The 26,080-nt window shown below is 59.7% G+C and carries 24 protein-coding genes, 1 tRNA gene and 1 pseudogene; 21 read left to right on the forward strand and 5 right to left on the reverse strand.

The annotated features are described in order from the left end of the window. Positions 1 to 16 precede the first annotated feature (16 nt). From bamC to BK660_RS14665, 7 genes and pseudogenes are all read left to right on the forward strand, one after another. The gene (gene bamC, locus BK660_RS14630; RefSeq protein WP_123433870.1) at positions 17 to 1,132 is read left to right on the forward strand and encodes an outer membrane protein assembly factor BamC; all 1,116 of its coding nucleotides are present in this window, start codon (positions 17 to 19) and stop codon (positions 1,130 to 1,132) included. 4 nt (positions 1,133 to 1,136) lie between these two features. Next, the gene (locus BK660_RS14635; protein ID WP_123433871.1) at positions 1,137 to 1,895 is read left to right on the forward strand and encodes an MBL fold metallo-hydrolase; all 759 of its coding nucleotides are present in this window, start codon (positions 1,137 to 1,139) and stop codon (positions 1,893 to 1,895) included. Positions 1,896 to 1,923: 28 nt separating this feature from the next. Continuing rightward, positions 1,924 to 2,637 carry a phosphoribosylaminoimidazolesuccinocarboxamide synthase gene (purC, locus tag BK660_RS14640; RefSeq protein ID WP_123433872.1) on the forward strand — a complete coding sequence of 238 codons (714 nt, stop codon included), beginning with the start codon at positions 1,924 to 1,926 and terminating at the stop codon, positions 2,635 to 2,637. Between the two features lie 84 nt (positions 2,638 to 2,721). Then, a tRNA-Ser gene (locus BK660_RS14645) sits at positions 2,722 to 2,811 on the forward strand. Between the two features lie 565 nt (positions 2,812 to 3,376). Continuing rightward, positions 3,377 to 3,917 (forward strand): annotated as a pseudogene (locus BK660_RS14655) (PAAR domain-containing protein). Then, positions 3,918 to 4,646 carry a peptidoglycan recognition protein family protein gene (locus BK660_RS14660; protein WP_123433873.1) on the forward strand — a complete coding sequence of 243 codons (729 nt, stop codon included), beginning with the start codon at positions 3,918 to 3,920 and terminating at the stop codon, positions 4,644 to 4,646. After that, positions 4,643 to 4,930 carry a hypothetical protein gene (locus BK660_RS14665; protein WP_123433874.1) on the forward strand — a complete coding sequence of 96 codons (288 nt, stop codon included), beginning with the start codon at positions 4,643 to 4,645 and terminating at the stop codon, positions 4,928 to 4,930. The genes BK660_RS14660 and BK660_RS14665 overlap by 4 nt, the downstream gene beginning before the upstream one ends. A 94-nt stretch (positions 4,931 to 5,024) precedes the next feature. On the opposite strand, the gene BK660_RS14670 is transcribed toward BK660_RS14665, so the two are convergent. After that, positions 5,025 to 5,318, reverse strand: coding sequence for a DUF3077 domain-containing protein (locus BK660_RS14670; protein WP_123433875.1), 294 nt, complete (start codon positions 5,316 to 5,318; stop codon positions 5,025 to 5,027). Positions 5,319 to 6,794: 1,476 nt separating this feature from the next. On the opposite strand from BK660_RS14670, the gene BK660_RS14675 reads away from it, so the two are divergent. Next, on the forward strand, positions 6,795 to 6,983 hold the full coding sequence (locus tag BK660_RS14675) for a hypothetical protein (RefSeq protein WP_259698505.1): 189 nt from the start codon (positions 6,795 to 6,797) through the stop codon (positions 6,981 to 6,983). Positions 6,984 to 6,992: 9 nt separating this feature from the next. Further along, entirely contained in the window at positions 6,993 to 7,289 is a 297-nt protein-coding gene (locus BK660_RS14680; protein ID WP_123433877.1) for a hypothetical protein, read from the forward strand. 339 nt (positions 7,290 to 7,628) lie between these two features. Here BK660_RS14680 and BK660_RS14690 read toward each other — a convergent pair whose 3' ends face one another. Together BK660_RS14690 and BK660_RS14695 are read right to left on the reverse strand one after the other, a co-directional pair. Next, entirely contained in the window at positions 7,629 to 7,982 is a 354-nt protein-coding gene (locus BK660_RS14690) for a DNA cytosine methyltransferase (protein ID WP_123433878.1), read from the reverse strand. Continuing rightward, on the reverse strand, positions 7,943 to 8,143 hold the full coding sequence (locus tag BK660_RS14695; RefSeq protein WP_123434612.1) for a Com family DNA-binding transcriptional regulator: 201 nt from the start codon (positions 8,141 to 8,143) through the stop codon (positions 7,943 to 7,945). Before BK660_RS14695 ends, BK660_RS14690 begins: the two co-directional genes overlap by 40 nt. A gap of 161 nt (positions 8,144 to 8,304) precedes the next feature. On the opposite strand from BK660_RS14695, the gene BK660_RS14700 reads away from it, so the two are divergent. Beyond that, complete coding sequence (locus BK660_RS14700) at positions 8,305 to 8,637, forward strand: hypothetical protein (RefSeq protein WP_123433879.1); 333 nt, start codon at positions 8,305 to 8,307, stop codon at positions 8,635 to 8,637. Between the two features lie 35 nt (positions 8,638 to 8,672). Here the strand turns inward: BK660_RS14700 and BK660_RS14705 are convergent, their stop codons facing one another. After that, positions 8,673 to 9,269, reverse strand: coding sequence for a cupin domain-containing protein (locus BK660_RS14705; RefSeq protein WP_185045125.1), 597 nt, complete (start codon positions 9,267 to 9,269; stop codon positions 8,673 to 8,675). Between the two features lie 65 nt (positions 9,270 to 9,334). Next, on the reverse strand, positions 9,335 to 11,296 hold the full coding sequence (locus BK660_RS14710; protein WP_123433881.1) for an oxidoreductase: 1,962 nt from the start codon (positions 11,294 to 11,296) through the stop codon (positions 9,335 to 9,337). 216 nt (positions 11,297 to 11,512) lie between these two features. Between BK660_RS14710 and BK660_RS14715 the strand changes: the two genes are divergently transcribed. The 11 genes from BK660_RS14715 to BK660_RS14770 all read left to right on the forward strand — a co-directional run bounded on the left by BK660_RS14715 (position 11,513) and on the right by BK660_RS14770 (position 26,080). Beyond that, a complete protein-coding gene (locus BK660_RS14715; protein WP_123433882.1) occupies positions 11,513 to 12,562 on the forward strand; it encodes an ABC transporter substrate-binding protein in 1,050 nt (349 codons plus the stop codon). 76 nt (positions 12,563 to 12,638) lie between these two features. Next, positions 12,639 to 13,421 carry a class II aldolase/adducin family protein gene (locus BK660_RS14720; RefSeq protein ID WP_123433883.1) on the forward strand — a complete coding sequence of 261 codons (783 nt, stop codon included), beginning with the start codon at positions 12,639 to 12,641 and terminating at the stop codon, positions 13,419 to 13,421. A gap of 496 nt (positions 13,422 to 13,917) precedes the next feature. Beyond that, on the forward strand, positions 13,918 to 14,565 hold the full coding sequence (locus tag BK660_RS14725; protein ID WP_123433884.1) for a TetR family transcriptional regulator C-terminal domain-containing protein: 648 nt from the start codon (positions 13,918 to 13,920) through the stop codon (positions 14,563 to 14,565). A gap of 92 nt (positions 14,566 to 14,657) precedes the next feature. Beyond that, a complete protein-coding gene (locus BK660_RS14730; protein WP_123433885.1) occupies positions 14,658 to 15,374 on the forward strand; it encodes a response regulator in 717 nt (238 codons plus the stop codon). 5 nt (positions 15,375 to 15,379) lie between these two features. Continuing rightward, positions 15,380 to 16,153 carry a substrate-binding periplasmic protein gene (locus tag BK660_RS14735; RefSeq protein ID WP_123433886.1) on the forward strand — a complete coding sequence of 258 codons (774 nt, stop codon included), beginning with the start codon at positions 15,380 to 15,382 and terminating at the stop codon, positions 16,151 to 16,153. After that, positions 16,150 to 18,411 (forward strand): ATP-binding protein, encoded by a 2,262-nt coding sequence (locus tag BK660_RS14740; protein ID WP_123433887.1) that lies wholly within the window; start codon positions 16,150 to 16,152, stop codon positions 18,409 to 18,411. The genes BK660_RS14735 and BK660_RS14740 overlap by 4 nt, the downstream gene beginning before the upstream one ends. 193 nt (positions 18,412 to 18,604) lie before the next feature. Beyond that, entirely contained in the window at positions 18,605 to 20,017 is a 1,413-nt protein-coding gene (locus tag BK660_RS14745) for an amino acid permease (RefSeq protein ID WP_123433888.1), read from the forward strand. 333 nt (positions 20,018 to 20,350) lie between these two features. After that, on the forward strand, positions 20,351 to 21,142 hold the full coding sequence (locus BK660_RS14755) for an enoyl-CoA hydratase/isomerase family protein (protein WP_123433889.1): 792 nt from the start codon (positions 20,351 to 20,353) through the stop codon (positions 21,140 to 21,142). 41 nt (positions 21,143 to 21,183) lie between these two features. Beyond that, a complete protein-coding gene (locus BK660_RS14760) occupies positions 21,184 to 22,344 on the forward strand; it encodes an acyl-CoA dehydrogenase family protein (protein WP_059181450.1) in 1,161 nt (386 codons plus the stop codon). An 18-nt stretch (positions 22,345 to 22,362) separates the two neighbouring features. After that, positions 22,363 to 24,462: an acetate--CoA ligase family protein gene (locus BK660_RS14765; RefSeq protein WP_123433890.1), complete on the forward strand. Its 2,100-nt coding sequence runs from the start codon at positions 22,363 to 22,365 to the stop codon at positions 24,460 to 24,462. A gap of 10 nt (positions 24,463 to 24,472) precedes the next feature. Next, positions 24,473 to 26,080 carry a 5-guanidino-2-oxopentanoate decarboxylase gene (locus BK660_RS14770; RefSeq protein WP_123433891.1) on the forward strand — a complete coding sequence of 536 codons (1,608 nt, stop codon included), beginning with the start codon at positions 24,473 to 24,475 and terminating at the stop codon, positions 26,078 to 26,080.

Genomic DNA, 26,080 nt, shown 5'->3' on the forward strand with positions numbered 1-26,080 from the left:
TGAGGAAGTACAACGCATGAAGCGAATGGCCGGACTTTCCGCACTTGCCTTGATTATCTCCAGCACCAGTGGCTGTGGATGGGTCTGGGGCCCGGAAGGTTATTTCCGTGACCGTGGTAGCGACTACCTGGAAGCGCAACAGACAGCACCCATGCAATTGCCACCGGATGTCACCACCGCCAAACGTCTGGATCCGCTGCTGCCGATCCCGCGTAACGTGGCCGATGACACCGCCAAGGGCGAATACATCGTTCCTCGTCCGCAGCCGTTGTCGGCGTCGGCCGATGCCAGTGCCTACACCCTGCAGAAAGTCGGCGATTCGCGTTCGATCCTGGCGCAGAACCCTCCGGCCGAAGCCTGGCCAGTGGCTGTGCAGTTCTTCCAGGACAACGGTTTCCGTCTGGATGAACAAAAGCCGCAAACCGGCGAGTTCACCACCACCTGGCAGCATTCCGACGAACTGTCTGCAGCGATGGCCAAGCGCCTGAGCGCAGCCGGTGTCGCCACCGACAGCGAAACCCGCGTGCGAGTGCGGATCGAGCCAGGCGTGCAGCGCAACACCAGTGAAATCTATGTGGTCAGCGCCGAGCGTCCTGCCGGCAGCACCGCCGATGTGGACTTCACCAACCGTTCGGTCAACACCGGCCTGGACGCAGCACTGGTCGACGACATGCTCGCGAGCATGAGCCGCATTTCGGAGAAGGGCGGTTCGGTCTCCATGCTGGCTTCGCGTGATTTCGATACGCCAAGTCGTATCAGCCTGAGCGAAGACGGCAGCGGCAACCCGGTGCTGAACGTCGGCAACGACCTGGACCGTGCCTGGTCGAGTGTCGGTCGTGCGCTGGAGCAAGGCGAATGGCGCGTTGAAGACATCAACCGCAGCCTGGGCCTGTACTACATCAACCTGTCTGAAAAAGCCGAGAAGAAAGACGAGAAGCCTGGCTTCTTCAGTAGCCTGTTCGGCAGCGCGCCGAGCAAGGAAGAAGTTGAAGCCCGTGCCGAGCGTTATCAGGTTCGCCTGAGCAAGGTCGGTGAAAACGTCCAGGTGACCGTCGAGAAAAACATCAACACCGTGGCGCCAGCAGACGTGGCGCGTAAAGTGTTGAGTGAGATTCAGGACAAACTGGGCTGATCACATGCGTTTTGCCGTTCTCGGCAGCGGTAGCCAAGGGAACGGCACGCTGGTAGCCAGCGATGACACGTACGTGCTGGTGGATTGTGGTTTCTCCCTGCGGGAAACCGAAAAACGCCTGCTGCGCCTGGGTGTGAACCCTGCGCAGTTGAGCGCGATACTCGTGACCCACGAACATGCCGACCACGTGCATGGCGTGGGTTTGCTGTCTCGGCGCTACAATCTGCCTGTCTACCTCAGTCGCGGGACCCTGCGCGGGATGCGCAAACCGATTGAACCGGCTGGCCTTCTGGCTGGCGGCGAGCAACTGCAGATCGGCGCTCTGAGCATCGGCGTCATTGCGGTGGCCCACGATGCACAGGAGCCGACGCAATACGTCTTCAGCGACGGAGAGCGGCGCTTCGGCCTGCTGACCGACCTGGGCTCGTATTGCAACACGGTGCTGGACGGCTATCGGGACCTCGATGCGTTGATGATCGAGTCCAACCATTGCCGTGACATGCTGGCTCGAGGTCACTACCCGTACTTTCTCAAGCAGCGGGTGGGCGGTGAACTGGGACATTTGAACAACCACCAGGCGGCATTCCTGGTGTCTGAGTTGGGCTGGCAAGGCCTGCAACATCTGGTCCTGGCCCATCTGAGCAGCAAGAACAACCTGCCGCAGCTGGCCCGGCAATGTTTTGTCGACACCCTCGGGTGCGACCCCGACTGGCTGCAACTGGCCGATCAAGATTCAGGGCTCGACTGGCGACACATCGCCTAGCCCACCTACTTAGCAAGCGGAGCCCATCATGGAAAAACGTGAAGAACTCTACCGCGGCAAAGCCAAATCGGTTTACAAGACCGACGACGCTAACCGCTTGATCCTGCTGTTTCGCAACGACACCTCGGCGTTCGACGGCAAGCGCATCGAGCAGCTCGACCGCAAAGGCATGGTGAACAACAAGTTCAACGCCTTCATCATGCAGAAACTCGAAGCCGCCGGCGTGCCGACCCAATTCGATAAGCTGCTGGGCGACAACGAATGCCTGGTGAAAAAACTCGACATGATCCCGGTCGAGTGCGTCGTGCGTAACTACGCCGCTGGCAGCCTGGTCAAGCGTCTGGGCGTCGAAGAAGGCCTGAAGCTCAACCCTTACACCTTCGAACTGTTCCTGAAGGACGACGCCAAGGGCGACCCGTTCATCAACGAATCCCACGTCGTGGCGTTCGGTTGGGGCACCGCCGAGCAACTGGTTCGCATGAAAGAACTGTCGCTCAAGGTCAACGAAGTCCTGAGCAAACTGTTCGACGACGCCGGCCTGCTGCTGGTCGACTTCAAACTCGAATTCGGCGTATTCCACGACGGCTCCATCGTCCTGGGCGACGAATTCAGCCCGGACGGCTGCCGCCTGTGGGACAAGGCCACCGGCAAGAAAATGGACAAGGACCGCTTCCGCCAGGGCCTCGGTGACGTCATCGAAGCCTACGAAGAAGTCGCCAATCGTCTGGGCGTACCGCTTTAATCGACGCAAGCATCTGATAGCACAGAATTATTTTGCTTAGGGGGGTTCGCTTCCTGCGAAAGTGTTGTTATGATGCGCGCCGTTGGAGAGATGCCAGAGTGGCCGAATGGGACGGATTCGAAATCCGTTGTACCTTCACCGGTACCTAGGGTTCGAATCCCTATCTCTCCGCCATTATTGAATAAGACTAAGCCCTCGTAATCGTTGACGATTACGAGGGCTTTTTCGTTCCTGGTGTTTCGTTTAGGGCAAATTTAGGGCGAAACACCATCGTATTAACCCGGTCACTACCTCTCAGTGCCTTAATTTTGGTAGTGATGTTGTTCCGCTGAATGACATTGATCTTCTCGAAGGGCGACTCCTGGCCCGCAACGACAATCTCCCTTATCAGATCAAGGGCTGGATCAAATCAGCTCCACAAATCGCTATCTGGTACGCTCCTTAGCCACCCTGAACTCCCCTTCAACCAATGCCCGGCGGATATGCACCACGCCGGCAACCAGGTCTATGTCCTCCATAGCCAGCGCGATGAGTTCCGAGAGAGATAATCCGCTCCTGACGGAAATAGAGTAGGGCTGTTGGTCAAACCAATAATGAATGAAGCAAATGAAATACAGGAACCCGGCCTAGTGCCGGGTTTTTTGTTTGTACACCGGCGTGCGCCGTCCTGCTGGAGCCTTTCGAAACGTCCGGTGGTACATTACTGCCCTCATTAAGCGCAACCAGAAAGGAATCTGAAATGGCAAAGCCTGCCGCCCGCATCACTGACCCTACCGCGTGTCCCTTGCCTGGGCATGGTACAAATCCAATCGTTACAGGCTCCCCCAGATGTTTTCTTTGATGGATTGGCCGCGGCCAGAAAAACTGATCAGAGCGCATGCGCAAGCCCGATAGTCGGTGAGTTTTCCACCACTGTGTTTATCAATGGATTGAATGCCGCGACCGTGGGGAGCACTGGCGCTCATGGGAACACCGTCACAGCGGGTTCGGGCACCATCATTATTGGAAGCAGTCACACCCCCGTACCTTTCATTGCGCCACTACCTTTGTCCTTTCAAAAATTATTCGGGCAGTCGTTTAGTGTTAGCGATAGTGAAACTGGGCAGCCTTTGGCGTTACGTGAATTTGTCGCCACTGTTGATGGTGTGCAAATCCCGGGCGTGACCGATGCGAGCGGTGTCGCACACGTGAAGGCACCTTCACCCGACTCTAAAATATCCCTGCATATTAAATTCAGCGCACCCGCGCGCACCCTTCACGAAATGTCGGAGGGCGTTTGAATGGGCGCCAAATTTGCTACTGAGGCGACTGTGCAGGAGATCAAGCCGGGCGAGTTCATGTGCCCTGTTCCGATCACCGTCAATGACCGTGCTGCCACTCGCGAGGCGATTATTAAAAAGGTGCAGTCGCTTGGGCACAGCTTCACGGAGCGCTCAGCGTGGGGCGCCGTGAAAGGGAAGCCGAACATGGTAAAGGACTGGGACTACACGATGATCGCGTTGCACCATGCTGGCCGCTCGTACGAATGCACGCCCGATGGAGTCAAACAGATGCAAGGCGTTCAAGCGCATCACATGGGTAATCAATACGACGACATCGGTTATCACTACGGCATCGCCTGTGACGGCACCGTTTTAGAAGGCCGTGATATTCGGTTGCAGGCATCCAGCGTCAAGCTATTCAACACAGGCGTTATCGGCATCGTCCTTTTGGAAAATCTGACAACCGCAGAAGAGGGCGGTGACATGGTTGCCAAAGGTCGTGAAACCCTTGAGTACTTGGGCTACAACACAACGAATGTGATACCTGCGCCGCAAATAGACGCATTGCTGCACCTGGTGGAAGCTCTGAAAAGTGTATTTGTCATTGAGCGGTTTGGTGGGCATAGAGAGTTTCCAGGCCAAGACAGAGACGGCAAGATTTGTCCGGGGAATATTGGTATGGAGTTGGTCAGAAACATCCGCACGAAAACGCAGCTTCTGCCACCTCCTCGTCCGGCCGCAGAATGAAGTACCTCCTATTAGCAGGTGTGCTTGCATTGCTGGTGGTTCTGAATATCGGCTACTACAACGAGGTTTCAGACGGTGAGGTCAACACCATCTACTTTGTGAAAAAGACGCCGACGTTGAGAATGAAGTTCTTCAACATTCACGCTAACGACGGTGACTACCGGAAGGTAGAGACCCTGAGCGATGAGTTACGCCAGGACATCATCGACTACTGCAAATACAGATTGGGCATTGAAACGGAAGTGAAGACGCAGGCAGATGTCGAGATGTGCGCGAAAATGTAGGTGTGTTGCTGCGGGGAGGTTCGCTGCTTATGCACCGCGTCAATTGTTCAGAGGCCCCGACAATGTCGGGGCAAACATCTGGAGTGAATAGTCGCTATTTTGCGACTTTCATACTCGGTCTAACAGGCCGCGGCGTAACTGCTTTGACCACGTCATCAATCACCGCTTTCCCCATTGCCGTCAAATAGTGCGCAGCCCACGAAAAGCGGTCCGTTTCTCTGTCATAGGCGGCGTCTTTTGTAAGCGCCTTGGCTAGGAACAGCAGATCTGAAGCCATTGCCAGTGCTGCATCGACAGGAACGCCGGCGCTGACGTGGAACAGTGGTTGGTCTACGCAATAGATGCAGGGGGTGAAGCCAATGGTTTTTGCTTCTGTTGGGTCGGTCATTTGCCACCTCCGTTGATGAGGTGGTTGTGGGATGTATAGCTGGAAAGGTATCCATTGTTTTGCATTTTGCAGCTCCTTGATTGGGGGAGTCGCTACCGTCCTTCCTACGGGATAAGGTGGCGACCGTACGCAGGGTAGGAATACCGGGAATCAAGGCACCCGGCACACCCGAAGGTGTCCCGCGCACAGCCGCCATAGAACGCTATTGCGGACACAAAAAAAGCGCCTGCAATACTTATTGGCGCTGTGACGCCTTAATTCATTTCAGGTTCCTACACCTGGTCGCTGACTTTGCAGCGACGTCTGGAGAGTATCCCGCCGAATATAAGGCTTTCAAGACGGTAGTCTGCCAAAACACTCAGCAAGCGTACCCTCTTACGCAAGTCTCGGATTTTGCCTACAACTTCGACATGAAGCCATCCTATGTTCTGAAAAAAAACGCAGTCAGAGGGGGCCGTGTGCGTGATTAAAGCCGGCGGTTGCCGCGCAAATTGAACACAGCCACGTAGGTGGCTTGGTCTAAGGCCATATCACGGCTCCACACGGTGTGACACTGGCCGAGTTGGCACATATGCAGATAAGACCGAAAAGGCAGGCGAAAAAAAACCGCCTTTGCGGGGCGGTTCTTTTGTAAGCCTCAGCTTGCGGCTGGGACTTGGTACATCTCACGGGAAAACACTGGCGTGGGTGCCATGGTATTAAGCTTTGCTGATCCCTGCAACGTATTTTGCCACATCAGGTGAGGGCAAATGAATGTGCAGAAGCGGGTGTTCGGCGTTGAATCAGAACCAGTAGACTCTGACAGAAATAACGTTTTACAAAAACATGTCTGTTCATCGCTTGGATGCCCAAAAGATCACCCATATCCGACTGCCGCGTTTGGAGTTCTAGGTTAATATGCCGTCGCTCGCACGCCAGTGCAGCGATGAGGTTTGGCCGGCGACATAACAGTTTCGTCCCCTCTGACACGGTTTTGCACCCGTGCCGGAATGATGGTTCGGAGGGAACTCAACCGGCCGCCTCACGGAAAACATTGGCGTGTCTTCCCGAAGGCACGCGTGATCCGGTAAGTGCGCTGGAGGTTTGGCCCCCAACCTGGAGGCCAAAACGTATGAAGCTTTTGCTGCGTACGCTGAGCCTCGTATGGAGATCGTTTCAAGCGTTTCGCTTTTACGAGTTCCTGCGAGACCACTTTGACGACCTGAAGTAACGGTCGTCATTGCGGGGAAAGCCCGTTTCAGCTTCCGCTGAGACGGGCTTTTTTTTTGCCCTTGATTAGCTGTCAAAAGTACGACTTGTCCTACCCCGTTCTCTGATAGCTGTAGGGCGTTTCGTCGACATCTGGAGGTGTCAATCGAAGATCGTGGATATACTGTATATACATACAGTATTGGCCGCCCTGGATCCGAGTCGATGACAACCAAAATCACATCCGAAGTCCCCGCGGTACAGCAGGATTTATCGCGATGGCAAACCATGCTCGCAGACAAAACCGCGTTGCTCCTCCAGCCAGGCGCTCATGACAAGGCGTTGCTGACCCAGGCTTACGCGCTGCACGAAAACAAGCTGATTGATAGCGACGACCTAAGGGGCCTGCTTGAGCTGGCTGATGGCGCGCTGGCCTTTGCGGTGGAATCAATGCTCGACATCGATAGCGACGAGTAGGGCCACCATATGCACGCACTGGTCACTCCGATGAGGTCACGCGGCATCGCGCTCGACGCTAAGGCACGACGCCGATACCTCGCGATCAAAGGCAATGTCATGGTGAGTTCATCGGTCTGCCAAGAGCTGGTACGAGCCACGAACGTCGCTCGTGTCGTGGTGGGGATGCCGCTGGATCCTGATCCATTGCCGGCGCTGCTGGACGCAACACTTGCAGGAATGGCTGCGACCGGTTTTGTACTCAGTGGCATTGAGTTCATCGATGGCTGCGCGTACGCGCAATCTTGGTGGTGCCGGGAAGGATAGTTTCCGGCAGCGAAAGCCTTTGCAAGGTTGGCCGCATCCAGTCCGAGGCAAAACCCATCATCCTCAGCCGTTCGCTGCCGCTCAGCCATCTGATCCCATCCGTTCGCGTGAGCGACGAGATTGGTACAGCCCATAGCGATCTGGGAGCCGGCCTTGCTGGCCAATAGAGTATTGGCAGCCCAGGCATTCGCGGGGCGTGGCCACTGGATCGATTGAGACGCTGGAGGTATTGCGTCCACTGGCGCGGCGTCAGCCAGGAACTCGAAGGGGGGCATTCGTCGATAACCTGCGACCAGGAATATTAGGCGACGTTGCTGAGGGACTCCGAAATATTGAGCATTAAGCACTCGCCAAAATCCCACATACCCGCAGTCCGCAAGGTCCGGATGACTGTTTCAAAGTCTTGGCTATCGTTGACAGCGAGCAGGTTAACGACGTTCTCAAGGACCACCCAGCGACGCTGATGTCCTGGCAAGGGAAGCCGGCAGTGATGACATCGACGGGGGACAGGTTGTGGGCGCCGCACTGGCGCACGTCTTCAAATTGGCGTGCATGGCGAAATCGATCGGCAAGCACAGCCCGGTTGACCGGGTTGAGTTCAACTTGCCAGGCGCTGCGGTAACAGGCGTTTTCAAATCCGACATCAAAGCCTCCTATGCCTGCGAACAGGCTGCCAAGGGTGGGTTGCTGCATTCATGAACTCGTTGTTCTGGATGCTCGCGGCACGCTTGGGGGAGGCTCTGGGCCTTCAAGTGGTTGAGTGCCCCGCAACGCGGGCACTTAATCTGTAATTCGATGAAGCCGGTGGCGGCGGCGAGTTTGCGGCAGCAGTGGCCGCAGCGTATGTCCTGCATGGAGTCGACCTTGATGGCCTCAGTAATTGACGCGATTCTGGAGTCTGCTAACCGAGCAACACAAAACCTGAACGCCAAAACAGGAAGCGACTGCTCGAAGGCAAATCCCCGTCATTAGCTATCATGCAATACACAACAAATATCCGGATGACGGAGGACGCATGAACAGATGGCAACGGCTTTGGTTGTCTGTGAAGCTGATAACAGCCGTAGCGGCCTGCGTGGCCGCCGGTGTTCAGGCCTTCTTTTACATGATGGACAGCACCGATGCCTCCCGAATACACCCGTTGAGTATTCTGGTCGCCGGGCTGATTTTCGGCTTCATCACCTTCGGGCTTCTCTCATTCATTGAAGAAGGTATACGGCGACTATTAGCCCCATTGTTCACCGCCAAACCCCAACCTCAAGCGAACGCTGACACCGATTCAGAGCTGGTAGCGCAGCCGCCGCTCATCCTGTCTACTGACGATTCAGCTCAACAGAAGAGCCTGTGAGCTGACATTCGACAGCCAATGCCAACGCCAAACCCTCAAAACGTAGGCGGCGTAACCACCCAAATCACCACCGCATCCACATCCCCAGGATTCCCATACCGATGCGGTTCCTGGCTGGAAAAACTAAAGCTATCCCCTTCACCCAGCGAAAAATGCCGTTCCCCGACCCACAGCTCAAAACTCCCCGACAGCACATACCCAGCCTCTTCACCTTCATGGCTATAACTCTGCTGACTGTAAGCCCCCGGCGGAAACCGCGAGTGCAGCATCTCCAGCTGCCGATTCGGCTGCGGTGTCAGCAAGTGATCAACGATGCCGTCTTCGTAATGCACGCTCATGCGGGTGTTTTTACGCACGACTATGCCGTCATCTTCCGGCGCCGTTTGCGTTTCGCTGGCGAAGAACCATTGAATGGTCACGCCCAGGCTGCGGGCGATGTTGAACAGGGCCGGGATGGAAGGATAGGCGAGGTTGCGTTCGAGCTGGCTGATGTACCCCGCCGTCAACTCGCTCATCTGCGCCAGTTCGGCCAGGGTCATGCCCCGGCGCTTGCGCAGGCCACGAATCCGGGTGCCAAGGAAGTGCGGCGCGGCGGCGCTGTCCTGTGTGGGCGCGCCGGTGGCAGGCTGCATCTTGCTGCTGTTGCTCATGGCGTGCTCCAAACCGGGGTCTGCAAAACCCCGGAGTATAAACAGCCTTAAAGCTCCCAGGCGACTTTCAAACCCTCGTAGATGGCTTCTTCGGCGGTGCGGGGGGCGAGGCAGTCGCCGATGCGGCGAAACTCCACCAGGCCTTGCAGTTCTGCGCCGAGGGTATCGACGGGTTGATGGCCTTGGCAGAGCACCAGGGTGTCGATGTTTTCGAAGAGCATCGGTTCGCCGCTGGCGGTGTGTTGCAGGTAGACGGTGTTGTCGTCGCAGCCATACAGGCGGGCGTAGGGGGTGATCGGGATGCCGAGTTTGTGCAGTTCGCCAGCCAGTTGATCGCGCACGTACAGCGGCAGGTTCTCCCCGCAATGAGTGCCGTTGACCGCCAGTTGCACTTGATGCCCGGCGCGGACCAGGCGTTCGGCGATGCCGGGGCCGATCCAGTCGCAGCGCCAGTCGACCACCACCACCGAACGACCGATTTGTACTTCGTCGCGCAGCACTTGCCAAGCGTCGACCACCTGCAATTCGCCGCCGCGCTCGAACGCCGGCCAATACGGTTCGGCACCGGTGGCGACGATCACCATGTCTGGCCGTTCGCGTTCCACCAGTGCCCGGTCGACGCGGGTGTTGCGCACGACGCGCACGCCGGCCAGTTCCATTTCCCGTTGCAAGTTGGTGCTGGCGCCGCCGAATTCAGCGCGTTTCGGCAAGAGTTGCGCGAGCAAGACCTGGCCGCCGAGTTGTGAGCTGGCCTCGTAGAGGGTCACGTCGTGTCCACGCTGGGCGGCAACGGCGGCGGCTTTCATGCCGGCGGGACCCCCGCCCGCGATCATGATGCGTTTACGTTGCTTCGCCGGTTGGCGTTGGCCGAAGATCAGCTCGCGCCCGGTTTCCGGATGCTGGATGCAGGAGATCGGCAAACCTTTGTGGAAGTGGCCGATGCAGGCCTGATTGCAGGCGATGCAGGCGCGCACATCTTCGACGTGGCCGGTGTCGGTTTTGTTGGGCATTTGCGGGTCGCAGATCAGTGCGCGGGTCATGCCGCAAACGTCTGCCTGACCGCGCGACAGAATCAATTCGGCTTCCTGTGGCTGGTTGATGCGCCCGGTGACGAACAGCGGAATCGACAGGCCAGCCTTGAACGTGCCGGCCTCCTTGGCCAGGTACGCGGCTTCGATCGCCATCGGCGGCACGATGTGTACCGCACCGCCCAAGGAAGCCGAGGTGCCTGCGACGATGTGCACGTAATCCAGCAGCGGTTGCAGCGATTGCACGGCCGACAAGGATTCGTCTTCGGTCAGCCCTTCGGGATCGCGTTCATCGGCGGAGATGCGCAGGCCGATGATGAAGTGTTCATCGGTGTTGGCGCGCACGGCGGCGATCACTTCGCGCAGAAAACGCAGGCGCTGTTCGAGCTCGCCGTTGTAGCCATCGGTGCGACGGTTGACCCGTGGATTGATGAATTGCGCCGGCAGGTAACCGTGGCTGGCAACCACTTCGACGCCGTCGATTCCGGCCTGATACAAACGCCGGGCCGCGGCCCCGTAACCGGCGACGATCTCGTCGATCATCGCCTGATCCAGCGCACGCGGCATCACCCGGAAACGTTCGTTGGGCACCGCTGAAGGCGAGTACGCGACCGCCAGCAGGCCATCGCTGGACTCCATGATTTCGCGCCCCGGATGGAAGATCTGCGACAGCACCACCGTACCGTGTGCGTGGCAACTGTCAGCGATTTTCCGATAGCCCTCGATGCACGCGTCATCGGTCGCCATCAGCACATGCGAGGTGTAACGCGCGCTGTCATGCACCCCGGCCACTTGCAGCACGATCAGCCCGACACCGCCTTCGGCTCGTGCGGTGTGATAGGCGATCAGTTGCTCGTTGACCAGGTTGTCGGTGGGCATCGACGTGTCGTGACCGCTGGACATGATGCGGTTTTTCAGGCGTTTGCCCCGCAGCTGCAAGGGTTCGAACAGAAGTGCAAAAGCGGCGGAAGAGGACGGCATGGTGCAGGTACTCCAGGCAGGCTGAAGCCGAAAGGCCGGGTTTTCGGCGTTGTTATTATTTGCCTATAGAAATTTACCTGTAGTAAAAAATCAACTTGTTTTTTTACTGGCGCTCGCAGTAGATTCATTTTTCGCCCGCTCCTGGGGCGAACCTCACAACAATAAAAATGGGTCACGGCGGCGTTGGTCGCGTGGCACCTGCAAGAGGAACCACTGATGAAATCGAACACGCTCAAGCACGGTTTTTATCCCTTGATGCTGTCCCTGGCCATGGGCCTGGGCAGCGCTCAGGCAGCACCGGACATGGTGGTGGTAGGTTACGGCGGTGCCGGCCAGAAAGCCCAGGATGTGGCGTTTTTCCAGCCGTTCAGCGTCGCGGATCACAGCAAGCTGATCCAGAGTGAATACAACGGCGAGATGGCCCGGATCAAAGTGATGGTCGACACCGGCAATGCCGATTGGGACGTGGTGCAGATCGAAGGCCCGGACCTGATGCGCGGCTGCGATGAAGGCATGTACGAGAAACTCGACTGGAGCAAACTCGGCCACGTCGAGCAATTGATACCCGATGCGGCACAGGCGTGTGGTTCGGCGGCGCTGGTGTGGAGCGTGGCGATTGCCTACGACACGCAGAAACTGGCGCAGGCCCCGACGTCATGGGCGGATTTCTGGGACGTGCAGAAAATCCCCGGCAAGCGTGGCCTGCGCAAACGCGCGGTGTACAACCTGGAATTCGCCTTGCTGGCCGACGGCGTGAAAGTCGAGGACGTGTATTCCGTGCTGAACACCCCGCAAGGTGTCGACCGCGCCTTCGCCAAACTCACCCAGCTCAAGCCTTACATCCAGTGGTGGGAAGCCGGCGCGCAACCGGCGCAATGGCTGACGGCGGGGGATGTGGTGATGACCTCGACCTACAGCGGACGAGTGGCCGCTGCCGCGCAAAACGGTAGTCACCTCGGGCTGGTCTGGCCGGGGAGTCTGTATGGCATGGATTACTGGGCGATCATCAAAGGTTCGAAACATGTCGATCAGGCCAAGCGTTTTATCGCCTTCGCTAATCAGCCGGACGCGCAGGTGAAGTACGTCGAGCAGATTCCGTACGGCCCGACCAATACCGAAGCGGCCGCGAAACTGGACAGAAAACTCGCGCAATGGGTGCCCACCGCGCCACAAAACCTGAAGGGAGCGCTGTCGATGGACGTGGCGTTCTGGGTGGATCACGGTGAAGAACTTGAAGAGCGCTTCAACGCCTGGGCCAGCAAGTAATCGCAAGCGGCTGGACGTGGCAGCGCGTCCAGCCTTACTGTTTCGCGCAGTCGATCAGCCTGGAGACTTAACAACAATGAACGAGATCGCCACGTTTTCTCAGCGCAGTGCCACCGAGCAACGCCTGCGTGAGGAGTTGGCTGCCTGTTACCGATTGATCGCGCACTTTCGCATGACCGATCTGATCTTCACCCATATCTCGGTGCGCATACCGGGGCCTGAGCATCACTTTCTGATCAATCCGTACGGGTTGATGTTCGATGAAATCACCGCGTCCAACTTGGTGAAGATTGGCCTGGATGGCCGGGCTGTGGAGGCGTCGCCGTACCCGGTGAATCCGGCGGGGTTTGTGATTCACAGCGCGATTCACGGGGCTCGTGAAGACGCGCAGTGTGTGCTGCACACTCATACCAAATCTGGTTGCGCGGTGGCTGCGTTGAAGTGCGGGTTGTTGCCGGTGAACCAGATTTCCATGGAGTTCTATGGCCGCGTCGCTTACCACGACTATGAAGGTGTGGCGCTGGACATGAGTGAGCAGGAACGTCTGGTGCGGGACCTTGGCGACAAGCCGGTGTTGATGCTGCGCAATCATGGTTTGTTGACCGTGGGGGAGACCGTCAGCCAGGCGTTTTTGCGCATGTATTACCTGGAAAAAGCCTGCGAAATCCAGCTTGCCGCACAAGCTGCCGGTGAGTTGGTGTTGCCGTCGGCGGAGGTTTGCGAACACACCGAGCGGCAGTTCAATGATCCGGGCTGGCCGCTGGAAGAGGGCGAGTTGAGTGACCCTGATGCCATGCAATTGGCCTGGGCTGCGATGCTGCGATTGCTTGATCGGGTGGCGCCGGGTTATCGGGATTGACCTGTGTTCCTCTATTGATCGGGCTGGCGTCTTCGCGAGCAGGCTCGCTCCCACAGGGTTATGTGTCGGGCACCAATAACCGGGTGCGACGCAGATCAAATGTGCGAGCCTGCTCGCGAATGCAGTCTGTCAGGTGGCATCAATGCTGAATGTGCCGCCGCCATCGCGGGCAAGCCACGCTCCCACAGGTTGTGTGGCGAGCCCAAATAACCGGGTGCAACGCAGATCGAATGTGGGAGTGAGCCTGCTCGCGATGGCGGACTGTCAGGCGGCATCAATGCTGGATGTTATGCCCCCATCACAGGGTTATGTGTCGGGCACAAATAGCCGGTTTACACAGATCAACTGTGGGAGCGTGGCTTGCCCGCGATGGGCGCACCGCGGTCCCATACCCATGCAACCGACTAGAGACATCCCACCCTCTTGCTGTACAGTCGTTCAGCGCGCGGATTAACCCAACGCGTCCCTAACGATTGATCCACGGAGAGTGTCGCGCATGAGTCAGGAAGCCCGTTTTTCCCGCATGGAGCCGGAGTTGCGCAAGGCCAATCTGATCGAGGCGACGCTGGTGTGCCTCAAGCGCCACGGTTTCCAGGGGGCCTCGATCCGCAAGATTTCCGCCGAGGCCGGTGTCTCGGTCGGGCTGATCAGCCATCACTATTCCGGCAAGGATGAACTGGTGGCCGAGGCCTACCGCGCGATTACCGGCCGCGTCATGAGCTTGCTGCGCGAGGCCATGGCCCACGCGGCACCCAACGCCCGTGAAAGACTGTCGGCGTTCTTCCGCGGTTCGTTTTCCGCCGAATTACTCGACCCGCAATTGATCGACGCCTGGCTGGCATTCTGGGGCGCGGTGCGTACGGCCGAGTCGATCAACCTCGCGCACGAACATTCCTATGGCGAGTACCGCGGCATCCTGCGCAAGGTCTTGACCGAGTTGGCACAGGAAGAACACTGGGAAAATTTCGACGCCGATCTGGCCGCCATCAGCCTCAGCGCCTTGCTCGACGGTTTGTGGCTGGAGTCGGGCCTCAACCCCGGCACCTTCACCCCAGAGCAGGGCATCCAGATTTGCGAAGCGTGGGTCGACGGATTGCAAGCAGGCGGCCGCCAGCGGTTTTGCGTCCAGACGACGGGCTGTTGATCAGTCGTTCAGCAGTCGATACTCTCTGGCGCCACAGCAACAAAACACTCTAATAAGAAACACGCCTTCGGGCACACGCGGGACACCATGCGATGACTCCTCGGGTATTGATCGTCGACGACGATCCGCTGATTCGCGAACTGCTGCAGGCCTACTTGTCCCAGGAAGGTTACGAGGTGTATTGCGCCGCCACGGCGGAGCTGGCCGAGACTTTCCTGGCGAGCCAGACGGTCGATCTGGTGATGCTCGATATCCGCCTGCCGGGCAAGGACGGCCTGACCCTGACCCGGGAGCTGCGGGTGCGTTCGGAAGTCGGGATCATTCTGATCACCGGGCGCAACGACGAAATCGACCGCATCGTTGGCCTTGAATGCGGCGCCGATGACTACGTGATCAAACCGCTCAATCCTCGCGAACTGGTGTCCAGGGCGAAAAACCTGATACGTCGGGTGCGTCACGCGCAAACGCCGCAACCGGCAACCGTCATCGCCAAACCGGTCAAACAGTTCGCTGACTGGGCGCTCGACACCGACCGTCGACGGTTGATCGACCCGGCCGGCAGCGAGACTTTACTGACCCACGGCGAATACCAATTGCTCAGCGTGTTCCTGCGCAACAGCGGCCACACCTTGAGTCGCGATCAATTGATGGACCAGATCCGCAACCGTGAATGGGTGCCCAACGATCGCTCCATCGACGTGCTGGTCGGACGTTTACGCCGCAAGTTGCACGACGATCCGGCCGAGCCGCAGTTGATCATTACCATTCACGGCGCCGGTTATTTGTTCACTGCCAGCGTGGCGGCCTGAGCCCGATGCTGCGTATGTTTGGCCTGCTGTTGGCGCTGGCCGCGAACAGCGCGATGACCGCAGAAAAAGTGCGCTACTGCGACTACCCGGTGTACCCGCCGATCTCCTGGAGTGACGGCAAGCAAGTGCGCGGCCTGGCCCCGAGCGTGGTGAAGAACCTCTTCGGTCGTTTGGGCTACGACGTCGAAATTGTCGTACTGGGCAACTGGAAACGCTGCCTGCTCGACGCTGCCGAAGGTCGGGTCGATGTGGTGCTGGCCTACAGCACCGCGCAACGCGAGCAGAGCATGGTGTTTTCGACGGTGCCGGTGTTGCGTGAGGAGGTCGCGTTGTTCATCAACCGTCAGCACCCGGTGAAATTCGAGCGTCTGGAGGACCTGGCCAACTACCGTGGCGGGTTGTTGTTCGGTGAAAGTTACGGCGTGGATTTCGACCGTCTGGTTGCGCAACACCAGAACATCGAATGGGTGTCTGACAGCGGCCAGAACTTCGGCAAACTGATTCGCGGGCGCATCGATTTCATCACTTCGGAACGGCGCACCGGTCAGCTCTACGTCGAGAACCTGCCGGGCGCGCAAGACATCGTCGCGCTACCGAATGCCTTGAGCGTCGACTATTTGCGGGTGGCCGTCTCACGCAAATCGCCCTTGGCCAATCGTATGCCGGAGATCGACGCGCAACTCAAACGCATGGTCGATGCCGGGGAGGTTGAGCAGTGGTTGAATGAAAGCGAAGTCACCTACCGCGACATGATCAACCTGCCGGTGAACTCCCAATGATCCGCGTGCGCCCGGGTGGCCTGTTGCGGCGCTTGCTGTTGTTCATTCTGTTGTTCAGCCTGTGTTTCACCGTGCTGGCGAGCACTGTGCAGCTGTACTTCGAATACCGCCGCGAGATGCGCGACATCGACTCGCGCATGGAGCTGATTCGGGCCGGTTACCTGGCCAGTCTGGAGCGCAGTCTCTGGGACTTGAACCAGGAACAACTGAACGTGCAGTTGCGCGGGTTGGTGGACTTCTCCGATGTGGCGCGGGTGCACCTGATCAGCCCCGATTTCGACCTGCTGCAAGGCAATGCCGACCCGATCGGGCCGTTGCGCATTGAGCGTTTTGAACTGGATTATCAGCCGCCGACCGGGCCTTCACGGCACTTGGGCCAGTTGGAGGTCAGCACCGATCTGGGCGCGGTGCATCAGCGCCTGTTCGCCACCGGTTTGACCAGCCTGCTGTGGATGAGCGTGTTTCTGTGCGGTCTGGCCGTGGCGTTGTCCGGGCTGTTCTACCGCTTGGTCACCCGGCACCTGCAAGTCATGGCCGAGTTTGCCCGACGCATCGCTGCCGGCGACTGGCACGAGCCGTTGCACCTGGACAAGCGCCGCCACGCCCACGAAGACGAAATCGACACCGTGGCCCACGCGCTGGACGATATGCGCCGGGCGATTCTCAGTGACATTGACCGCCGTGAAACGGATCGGCTGGCCCTGCAAGATAACCGCGATGAACTGCTGCGGCTGGTTGAGCGTCGCACCGCCAGCCTGATGCGCGCCAAGGACGAAGCCGAGGCCGCCAACCTCGCCAAGTCGCGCTTTCTGGCGACCATGAGCCACGAGTTGCGCACACCGCTCAACGGCATTCTCGGGATGGCCGAACTGCTGCGCGGTGCACGTCTGGATGAGCGCGACGGCAAACGTCTGGATGCGCTGTACAAGGCGGGCGAAGGGCTGCTGTCGATTCTCAACGAAGTGCTGTATTTCGCTCGGTTGGAGGAGGGTGTCAGTCACCCGGAACCGGTCGACTTCTCGATCCGCCAACTGCTCGATGAAGTGCTGACGCTGCTGGAGCCGCGCGCGCTGAGCAACGACACGACGCTGCACTGTCGAATCGATCCGCAGGTCCTCGAGCGGCATCATGGAGCCGAGCAATTCTTGCGTCAGGTGCTGAGCAACTTGCTGGCCAACGCGATCAAGTTCACCGAAGGCGGCAAGATTGAGGTCGACGTCGCGCTACTGACTCACGATCAGGAACAGACCGGACAACGGCTGCGCGTGAGCGTGACGGACAACGGCATCGGCATCGCTCCGGCCATGCAGGAGAAGATTTTCGAGCGCTTCACCCAGGCCAGCGAAGAGGTGGCGCAACGCTTCGGCGGAACCGGGCTGGGGCTGGCGATCAGCAAACATCTGGTCGAGCAATTGGGCGGACGGATCGGTGTTGAAAGCGACGTCGGGCGGGGCAGTTGCTTTTGGTTCGAACTGACGTTGCAGGCGTCTGCCGGCATCTCCATTGCGGCGCTGAGCAGCGCATCCGTGCAGGCGCTCAAGGTGCTGGTGGTTGAGGATGTAGCGCTGAACCGCGAAGTGGTCAGCGGTTTGTTGCAGCGCGACGGGCATCAGGTCTGGCTTGCCGAAGAAGGCGAACAGGCGCTGGTGCACTGTGCCGCGCAGGCTTTCGATTTGATCCTGCTCGATGTGCACCTGCCGGGTATCAGCGGCGTCGAACTGTGCAAACTGATCCGCCACAACCAAGGCCCGAACCGTCAGGCGCGGATCTTCGCCCTGACCGCCAGCGTGCAGCCGGCCTTGATGCGCGGGTACCTGGAGGCCGGGATGGACGGCATTCTCGCCAAGCCGCTGAAACTCGAAAACCTGCGACAAGTGCTCGCCGGGCAACTGCTGGTGTCCACGCCACAACCGGATGACGAGGCGATGGATTGGCCGCTGCTGGACACCCATCGCACGTTGCTCGGGGAACAGAAACTTCAGGGCTTGCTGGCGGTGTTGCGCGACTCGATCAATCAGCATCGCGACGCACTCACCGAAGCCATCGAGGCCGACGACTGTACCGAAGTCGCGCACCTCGCGCATCGACTGGCCGGCAGCAGCGACTCATTGGGCTTTCGCGCGTTGGCCAATGTGCTGCGCGCCTTGGAAGAGGCCGCGATGGTCAACGACGAGTCGGCATTGCGGGCGTTGGCGCCCAAGGTTCAGGAGCAACTGCGGGTCTCGCAACAGACGCTGGCGGACCTTTTGCAGCGCTGACGTACAAGTTCGTTACGACTTTTTACAACTTCGATCTTTACGGTCAACCAGACCTTACATGCGCTTCCAATAATCGAGGCAACCGCCACAGCGCGGTCTTCGAAGCTTATTGGAGATAATAATAATGAACTGCCGTAAAGCTGATCCTTCCCCGCGCCATGCCGCCCACCTTGCTGACTATTGAGGGGCGGACATGAGCGAATCTACCGAAACTAAAGGCATCCAACTCACCCGCGCCCTGAAAAGCCGGCACATTTTCATGTTGTCGCTGGGCGGCGTGATCGGCACCGGGCTGTTCATGGGCTCCGGCGTAACGATCAATCAGGGCGGGCCGGTGGGCGCAATTCTGGCGTATCTGGTCGCTGGTTTTTTGATGTACCTGGTGATGGTTTGCCTGGGCGAACTGTCCGTGCAAATGCCGGTGTCCGGCTCGTTTCAAACTCATGCGACAAAGTTCATCGGACCTGCCACCGGCTTCATGATCGGTTGGGTGTACTGGATGAGCTGGGCGACCACCGTGGGCCTGGAGTTCACGGCGGCGGGCATGTTGATGACGCGCTGGTTTCCGGCGGTGCCGATCTGGTATTGGTCGGCGCTGTTCGTGGTGGTGCTGTTCGGTTTGAACGCACTGGCGACCCGCGCCTTCGGTGAAGCGGAATACTGGTTCTCCGGGATCAAGGTCGCGGCGATTCTTGGCTTTATCGTCGTCGGCGTGCTGGTGATCTTCGGCGCCATCCCGCTGACCAGCGGTGCGCCGGCGCCGATGACGAGCAACCTGATCGGCGACTCACTGTTCCCCAACGGCCTGTCGGCGGTGTTCGCGGTGATGATGACCGTGGTCTACGCCTTCCAGGGCTGCGAGATCATGGGGGTGGCCGCTGGCGAAACCGATCAACCGGAAAAAAGCATCCCGCGCGCGGTGCGCAACGTGGTGTTTCGCGTGTTGATTTTCTATGTGCTGGCAATTGTGGTGCTCTCGGCGATTGTGCCGTGGCAGCAGGCCGGGTTGATGGAAAGTCCGTTTGTACAGGTGTTCGACATGGTCGGCATTCCTTATGCCGCTGACCTGATGAACTTCGTGATCCTCACGGCGATTCTGTCGGTGGGCAACTCCGGCCTGTATGCCTCGACGCGCATTCTGTGGGCGATGTCGAAGACCGGCATGGCGCCGAAAAGCCTGTCGCCCTTGAGCAAGCGCGGCGTCCCGTTGCGGGCGCTGAGCATCACCTTGTGCTTTGCGCTGGTGTCGCTGATGACCAGTTTTGTCGCGGCAGACACGCTGTTCATGGTGCTGATGGCGGTGAGCGGCATGTCCGGCACGGTGACCTGGATTGTGATAGCGCTGGCGCAGTACAAATTCCGCAGGGCGTATCTGCGTGATGGCGGCAAGCTCAGCGATCTGAAATACCGCGCACCGTGGTTCCCGCTGCTGCCGCTGACGTGCATCGCGTTGTGCTGCTCGCTTTTTGTGTTCCTAGCACTGGATGAAACGCAACGGCCTTCGTTGTACTGGGGCTTTGGATTTATTGCGCTGTGTTATGGCGCGTACTTCCTGATCCATCGCAAGCGCGAAGCGCTGCTGGCGCCGAGTTTGCCGACTGCTTAAATCTTTGATTCAAAACGCATTCCCTGTGGGAGCGAGCTTGCTCGCGAAAGGGGTCTGTCAGTGGACATCAATGTTGACTGACAGGCCCTCTTCGCGAGCAAGCCCGCTCCCACATTTGTTTTGCGGTGGGCTGTAGGCAGTTGTTCGAAGTTGTAACAGCGCCATCCTCAGGGCACCGGATTAATAAAATAAATCCTATAAATACAAATAGTTATATATATTTTTAAGCTGTTACAGCTCATTTCCCTGCCGATTGCCGCCTTACTGAACACTCGTTTAGTATGGCCTCAAGTCGCATCACCTCAGACCAATCACAATAATTCGAGGATTCGCATGACTACTCATTCTTCTCTGCTCAGTCAGGTCGAAGCCGGCGTTGCCTGGATCACCCTCAATCGCACCGCCCAGCGCAATGCGCTGGACATTCCGACCCTGAAAGCCCTCCACGCCTTGCTCGACCAATTCAACGCCGACCCCGCCGTGCGAGTGGTTGTGTTGACCGGCAGTGGTCGCAGTTTCTGCGCCGGTGCCGACTTGGCCGAGTGGGCCGAAGCCGAAGCCCGTGGCGCCCTCGAAACCTACGGCTGGACCGAGACCGCTCACGCCTTGATGAGCCGTTTGTACAGTCTGGAAAAACCCACTATCGCCGCCATCAACGGCACCGCCGTCGGCGCGGGCATGGACCTGACGCTGTGCTGCGATTTGCGCATCGCTGCGCAATCGGCGCGCTTCAAGGCTGGCTACACCAGCATGGCCTACTCGCCGGACGCCGGTGCCAGTTGGCATCTGCCACGGCTGATCGGTACCGAACAAGCCAAACGCCTGTTGTTCCTCGACGAATTGTGGGGCGCCGACCGTGCCTTGGTCGCTGGCCTCGTCGGTGAAGTCTGCGCCGATGAGCAACTGCTCGACGTCGCCACTGAACTGGCCACCCGCCTGGCCAACGGTCCGACCTTCGCGTTTGCCCAGACCAAAAAACTCATGCGTGAAGGCGCCCAACGCAGCCTGCCGGAGCAACTGCAGGCCGAACTCGCCGCCGGCCTGTTGTGCGGTCGCAGCGAAGACGGCAACGAAGCCCTGCGCGCCTCCATCGAAAAACGCCCGGCCAACTTCATCGGTCGCTAAGCCCCGACACCACCTCCAGCACACGAACAACAGGTAGCCCCATGAATTTCCAACTGACCCAAGAACAAGAAATGTTGGTGGACGCGGTACGCAGTTTTGTCGCCAAGGAACTGCTGCCCCATGAGGAAGCGGTCGACCGTGCCGACGAAGTCTCCCCGGAGCTGGCGGCACAGATTCGCGGCAAGGCCATCGCCGCCGGTTTCTATGCCTTCAACATGCCGGAAGAAGTCGGCGGCGGCGGTCTGGACTACCTGTCTCAGGCGCTGATCGAACGTGAGCTGTCGAAGGTCTCCTGGGCGTTGCATGTGTTCGTCGCCCGGCCGTCGAAAATCCTCATGGCCTGCACCGGCGACCAGATCAACGACTACCTGTTGCCGTGCATCCAGGGCGAGAAAATCGACTGCTTCGCACTGACCGAACCAGGTGCCGGTTCCGACGCCAACGCGATCAAGACCCGCGCCGTCCGCGACGGTGATGACTTCATTCTGAACGGCAGCAAACACTTCATCAGCCACGCCGGCCATGCCGACTTCGCCATCGTCTTCGCGGTGACCGACACCTACGAACACAACGGTCGCCAGCGCAACGCCGTGACCTCGTTTCTGGTCGACCGCAACACACCGGGCATGACCATCCGCCGTGGTCCGAAGTGCGTGAGCAACCGTGGTTATCACACCTACGAAATGTTCTTCGACGACTGCCGCGTACCGGCTTCCAAAGTGCTCGGCGAAGTCGGCAAGGGCTGGGACGTGGCCAACGCCTGGCTGACCGCCGGGCGCGTCATGGTCGCCGCCAACTGTGTCGGTCAGGCGCAACGGGCGCTGGATGTGTCGCTGCAATGGGCGGCGGATCGCAAGCAGTTCGGCCAGCCGATCGGCACCTATCAAGGCGTCTCGTTCAAGCTCGCGGACATGGTCACGCAGATCCGCGCGGCCGAGCTGCTGACCTTGCACACTGCATGGAAAATGGACCAGGGCACCATGACCGATGGCGAGGCCGGCATGGCCAAACTGTTCGCCAGTGAAGTGCTCGGCAAGGTCGCTGATGAGGCGGTGCAGATTTTCGGTGGCATGGGCCTGATGGATGAATGCCCGGTGGAACGCATCTGGCGTAACGCGCGGATCGAGCGTGTCTGGGAAGGCACTTCGGAGATCCAGCGCCACATCATTTCCCGCGAATTGCTGCGGCCGCTGTTGCGCTGATCGGCCCGGAGAATTTTTATGTCGCAGACAATTCGTGACAACCTCAAACGCCTGCTCGCGCCGCGCCATCTGGCGTTTGTCGGTGGCCGCAGCATGGCCCGCGCGCTCAAGCGCTGCGCCGAAGGTGGTTACCTGGGCGAGATGTGGCTGGTCAATCCGCAGCACGACACGCTTGAAGGCGTGCCGTGTGTGCGCAGCATCGCCGAACTGCCCTGCGGCCCGGACGCGGTGTTCATCGCGACCAACCGCGAGCTGACCCTGGCCTGTGTCGCCGAACTGGCGGCCAAAGGCGCGGGCGGGGCGATTTGCTACGCCTCCGGGTTTGCCGAAACCGGCGCGGAAGGCCAGGCCTTGCAGCAACAATTACTCAAAGCCGCCGGCAGCATGGCGTTGCTCGGCCCCAACTGCTACGGCTTGCTCGACTACCTGCACAGCTCCGCGCTGTGGCCGGTGGCCCATGGCGGAAAACCGGTGGAGAAGGGCGTCGCCGTCCTGACCCAGAGCGGCAACTTCGCCTACAACCTGTCGATGAGCGACCGTTCGCTGCCGGTGGCCTACATGGCGTCGGTCGGCAATCAGGCGCAATTGGGCATTGCCGAATTAATGGACGTGTTGCTCGATGAGCCGCGCGTCACCGCCATCGGCTTGCACCTCGAAGGCCTGAAAAACGTACCGGGTTTCGCTCGCGCCGCACACAAGGCGCTGGAGAAAGGCATCCCGATCATCGCCCTGAAAACCGGCGTGTCGCAGATCGGTGCGGAACTGGCGCTCAGTCACACCAGTTCGCTGTCCGGCTCGGATGCGCTGTACGACAGTCTGTTTGCGCGCCTCGGCGTGATCCGTGTCAGCGGCCCGGTGAGTTTTGTCGAAACCCTGAAAGCGGCGGCGTGCGGCCAGTTACCGGCAGGCAATAGCCTGATTGCGCTGGCCTGTTCCGGTGGTGACGCCGGGTTGATTGCCGACTACGCCGAACGCAATGACTTGAGCCTGCCCAAACTCGATGACGGTCAGGTCGGGGAGCTGGCACAGGTACTTCCAACCTACGCCAACCTGGTCAATCCGCTGGATTTCACCACGGCGATCTGGGGCGACGGTGAAGCCTTGAACCGCATGCTCGACAGCGCCCTGCGCACCGAAGCCGACGCCGCGATGCTGGTGCTCGATTACCCGGCGGAGTTCACCGGCGAACGCAAGGAATGCGACCTGCTGCTGGAGCTGTTTTGCGCCGCACTGGTGCGCCACGGCAAGACCGGTTTCGTCACTTCGGCGTTTCCTGAGTTGCTGCCGGCCTACGCTCGTGATCGTCTGCATGCGCAAGGCGTTGCTGCGTTGCAAGGTGTGGAAGACGGCTTGGCGGCGTGGGGGCGCATTGCCGGTTATCAGCGCAATCGTCAGGCACTGCTGGCGCTCGGTGAATCGGCGCTGGTGCCGCACTGTCCGCACGCCTTGGTCGGCGAAGGGCGCCTGCTCAACGAGTGGGATTCGAAAAAAGCACTGCGCGCCTTTGGCCTGCCGACGCCCAACGGCGTCTTGAGCACGCCGGACAACGCGCTGAGTAACGCCAACGTGTTGGGTTATCCGCTGGTACTGAAAGCGGTCAGCGCGCAACTGCCACACAAAACCGAGGCCGGCGCCGTGGCGCTGAATATCAAGGACGCCACCGCCCTGAGCGCCGCCCTGAAAAAAATGCGCGCAAGCATTGCCGAGTACGCACCGCAGGTGCCGTTCGATCAAGTGCTGCTGGAGCCGATGGCCAAGCCGCCGCTGGCTGAATTGATCGTCGGCATCAAGCGCGAAAATGACTTCGGCCTGGCCCTGGTCATCGGCGCTGGCGGGATTCTGGTGGAGTTGCTCAAGGACAGTCGCAGCCTGCTGTTGCCGACTACCGATGGCGCCATCCGCAAGGCCGTTTTAAGCCTGCGCAGTGCCGCGTTGCTGCAAGGTTTTCGCGGTCGGGAAGCGGCGGATCTGGATTCGCTGGTCGCCGCAATCCGTGCGGTGGCCGATTACGCCTGCGAGAACGCCGGGCAGTTGCTGGAACTCGATGTGAACCCATTGTTGGTCGGTGCCGCTGGCACGACTGCGGTCGATGCGTTGATTCGCCTTGGCCACGAGTGAGGATGTGAACATGCAAACCACAACATTGACCGGCGGCCAGGCCCTGGTGCGTCTGCTGGCCAACTACGGCGTCGACACCGTGTTCGGCATTCCCGGCGTGCACACGCTGGAGTTGTATCGCGGCTTGCCCGGCAGCGGCATTCGCCACGTCCTGACCCGCCACGAGCAAGGCGCCAGTTTCATGGCCGACGGCTATGCGCGAATCAGTGGCAAACCGGGCGTGTGCTTCATCATCACCGGGCCAGGCGTGACTAATGCCGCCACCGGCATCGGCCAGGCCTATGCCGACTCGATTCCGATGCTGGTGATTTCCAGCGTCAACCACACCGCCAGCCTCGGCAAGGGTTGGGGCTGCCTGCACGAAACCCAGGACCAGCGTGCGATCACCGCACCCATCACCGCGTTCTCGGCGGTCGCATTGAGCGCCGAGGACCTGCCGGAACTGATCGCCCGCGCCTACGCGGTGTTCGACAGCGAGCGTCCGCGCCCGGTGCACATCTCGGTGCCGCTGGACGTGTTGTCCGCAAAAATCAGCCGCGACTGGAGCAACGACGTCGTGCGTCGCCCGGGGCGCGGTGCAGCATCAACCACAGCGCTGGACGAGGCCGTGGCCAAGCTGCAAAACGCCAAGCGGCCGATGATCATTGCCGGTGGCGGCGCGTTGAATGCGCAACCAGCCCTGCAAGACATCAGCACCCGACTGGCCGCGCCGCTGTTCACCAGCGTCGCCGGCAAAGGTTTGCTGCCGCCGGATGCGCCGCTGAACGCGGGCTCGACCCTGTGCGTCGAACCCGGCTGGAACCTGATCGCCGAGGCCGACGTGGTGCTGGCGGTCGGCACCGAAATGGCCGACACCGATTTCTGGCGCGAGCGTTTGCCGCTGAATGCCGAACTGCTGCGCGTGGACATCGACCCGCGCAAGTTCAACGACTTCTACCCGTGCGCGGTGGCGTTGCACGGCGATGCGCAGCAAACCCTCGCCGCGCTGCTGGAACGTCTGCCGTCCGCTGCGCGTGATGTCAGCGCAGCGATTGCTGCCGTCGCGGCGTTGCGCGAAGCCGTAAAGGCAAGTCATGGCCCGTTACAGTCGATCCACCAGGCGATCCTCGACCGTATCGCCGCCGAGTTGCCGGCCGATGCATTCATCAGCACCGACATGACTCAACTGGCCTACACCGGCAACTACGCCTTCAACAGCCTGGCACCGCGCAGCTGGTTGCACCCCACCGGTTACGGCACGTTGGGGTATGGCTTGCCGGCGGGTATCGGCGCCAAGTTCGGCGCGCCGCAGCGGCCGGGTCTGGTGCTGGTCGGCGACGGTGGTTTCCTCTACACCGCGCAAGAACTGGCGACCGCTGTCGAAGAGCTCGACAGCCCGCTGGTGGTGCTGTTGTGGAACAACGACGCGCTGGGCCAGATTCGCGACGACATGCTCGGGCTCGACATCGAACCGATTGGCGTACTGCCACGCAACCCGGATTTCGCTGCCCTCGGTCGTGCGTTCGGCTGCACCGTGAACCAGCCGCAAAGCCTGGCCGAGCTGCAAACCGATCTGCGCCACGGCTTCAAGCGCAACGGCGTGACCCTGATCGAACTCAAGCAGGCGTGCGCGCACTGA

It is taken from the genome of Pseudomonas brassicacearum, assembly GCF_003732265.1.
Taxonomy (GTDB): Bacteria; Pseudomonadota; Gammaproteobacteria; order Pseudomonadales; family Pseudomonadaceae; genus Aquipseudomonas; species Aquipseudomonas brassicacearum_D.

Bases quoted from the DNA above. Each gene is read 5' to 3' on its own strand.
- BK660_RS14735 (WP_123433886.1), top strand. From the start codon at position 15,380: ATGCTGCGTATGTTTGGCCTGCTGTTGGCGCTGGCCGCGAACAGCGCG.
- BK660_RS14660 (WP_123433873.1), top strand. From the start codon at position 3,918: ATGGGCGCCAAATTTGCTACTGAGGCGACTGTGCAGGAGATCAAGCCG.
- BK660_RS14710 (WP_123433881.1), bottom strand. From the start codon at position 11,296: ATGCCGTCCTCTTCCGCCGCTTTTGCACTTCTGTTCGAACCCTTGCAG.
- BK660_RS14695 (WP_123434612.1), bottom strand. From the start codon at position 8,143: ATGCAGGACATACGCTGCGGCCACTGCTGCCGCAAACTCGCCGCCGCC.
- BK660_RS14755 (WP_123433889.1), top strand. From the start codon at position 20,351: ATGACTACTCATTCTTCTCTGCTCAGTCAGGTCGAAGCCGGCGTTGCC.
- BK660_RS14690 (WP_123433878.1), bottom strand. From the start codon at position 7,982: ATGCAGCAACCCACCCTTGGCAGCCTGTTCGCAGGCATAGGAGGCTTT.
- BK660_RS14730 (WP_123433885.1), top strand. From the start codon at position 14,658: ATGACTCCTCGGGTATTGATCGTCGACGACGATCCGCTGATTCGCGAA.
- BK660_RS14670 (WP_123433875.1), bottom strand. From the start codon at position 5,318: ATGACCGACCCAACAGAAGCAAAAACCATTGGCTTCACCCCCTGCATC.
- BK660_RS14665 (WP_123433874.1), top strand. From the start codon at position 4,643: ATGAAGTACCTCCTATTAGCAGGTGTGCTTGCATTGCTGGTGGTTCTG.
- purC (WP_123433872.1), top strand. From the start codon at position 1,924: ATGGAAAAACGTGAAGAACTCTACCGCGGCAAAGCCAAATCGGTTTAC.
- BK660_RS14705 (WP_185045125.1), bottom strand. From the start codon at position 9,269: ATGCAGCCTGCCACCGGCGCGCCCACACAGGACAGCGCCGCCGCGCCG.
- BK660_RS14700 (WP_123433879.1), top strand. From the start codon at position 8,305: ATGAACAGATGGCAACGGCTTTGGTTGTCTGTGAAGCTGATAACAGCC.
- BK660_RS14740 (WP_123433887.1), top strand. From the start codon at position 16,150: ATGATCCGCGTGCGCCCGGGTGGCCTGTTGCGGCGCTTGCTGTTGTTC.
- BK660_RS14675 (WP_259698505.1), top strand. From the start codon at position 6,795: ATGCTCGCAGACAAAACCGCGTTGCTCCTCCAGCCAGGCGCTCATGAC.
- bamC (WP_123433870.1), top strand. From the start codon at position 17: ATGAAGCGAATGGCCGGACTTTCCGCACTTGCCTTGATTATCTCCAGC.
- BK660_RS14725 (WP_123433884.1), top strand. From the start codon at position 13,918: ATGAGTCAGGAAGCCCGTTTTTCCCGCATGGAGCCGGAGTTGCGCAAG.
- BK660_RS14765 (WP_123433890.1), top strand. From the start codon at position 22,363: ATGTCGCAGACAATTCGTGACAACCTCAAACGCCTGCTCGCGCCGCGC.
- BK660_RS14680 (WP_123433877.1), top strand. From the start codon at position 6,993: ATGCACGCACTGGTCACTCCGATGAGGTCACGCGGCATCGCGCTCGAC.
- BK660_RS14635 (WP_123433871.1), top strand. From the start codon at position 1,137: ATGCGTTTTGCCGTTCTCGGCAGCGGTAGCCAAGGGAACGGCACGCTG.
- BK660_RS14720 (WP_123433883.1), top strand. From the start codon at position 12,639: ATGAACGAGATCGCCACGTTTTCTCAGCGCAGTGCCACCGAGCAACGC.
- BK660_RS14760 (WP_059181450.1), top strand. From the start codon at position 21,184: ATGAATTTCCAACTGACCCAAGAACAAGAAATGTTGGTGGACGCGGTA.
- BK660_RS14745 (WP_123433888.1), top strand. From the start codon at position 18,605: ATGAGCGAATCTACCGAAACTAAAGGCATCCAACTCACCCGCGCCCTG.
- BK660_RS14770 (WP_123433891.1), top strand. From the start codon at position 24,473: ATGCAAACCACAACATTGACCGGCGGCCAGGCCCTGGTGCGTCTGCTG.
- BK660_RS14715 (WP_123433882.1), top strand. From the start codon at position 11,513: ATGAAATCGAACACGCTCAAGCACGGTTTTTATCCCTTGATGCTGTCC.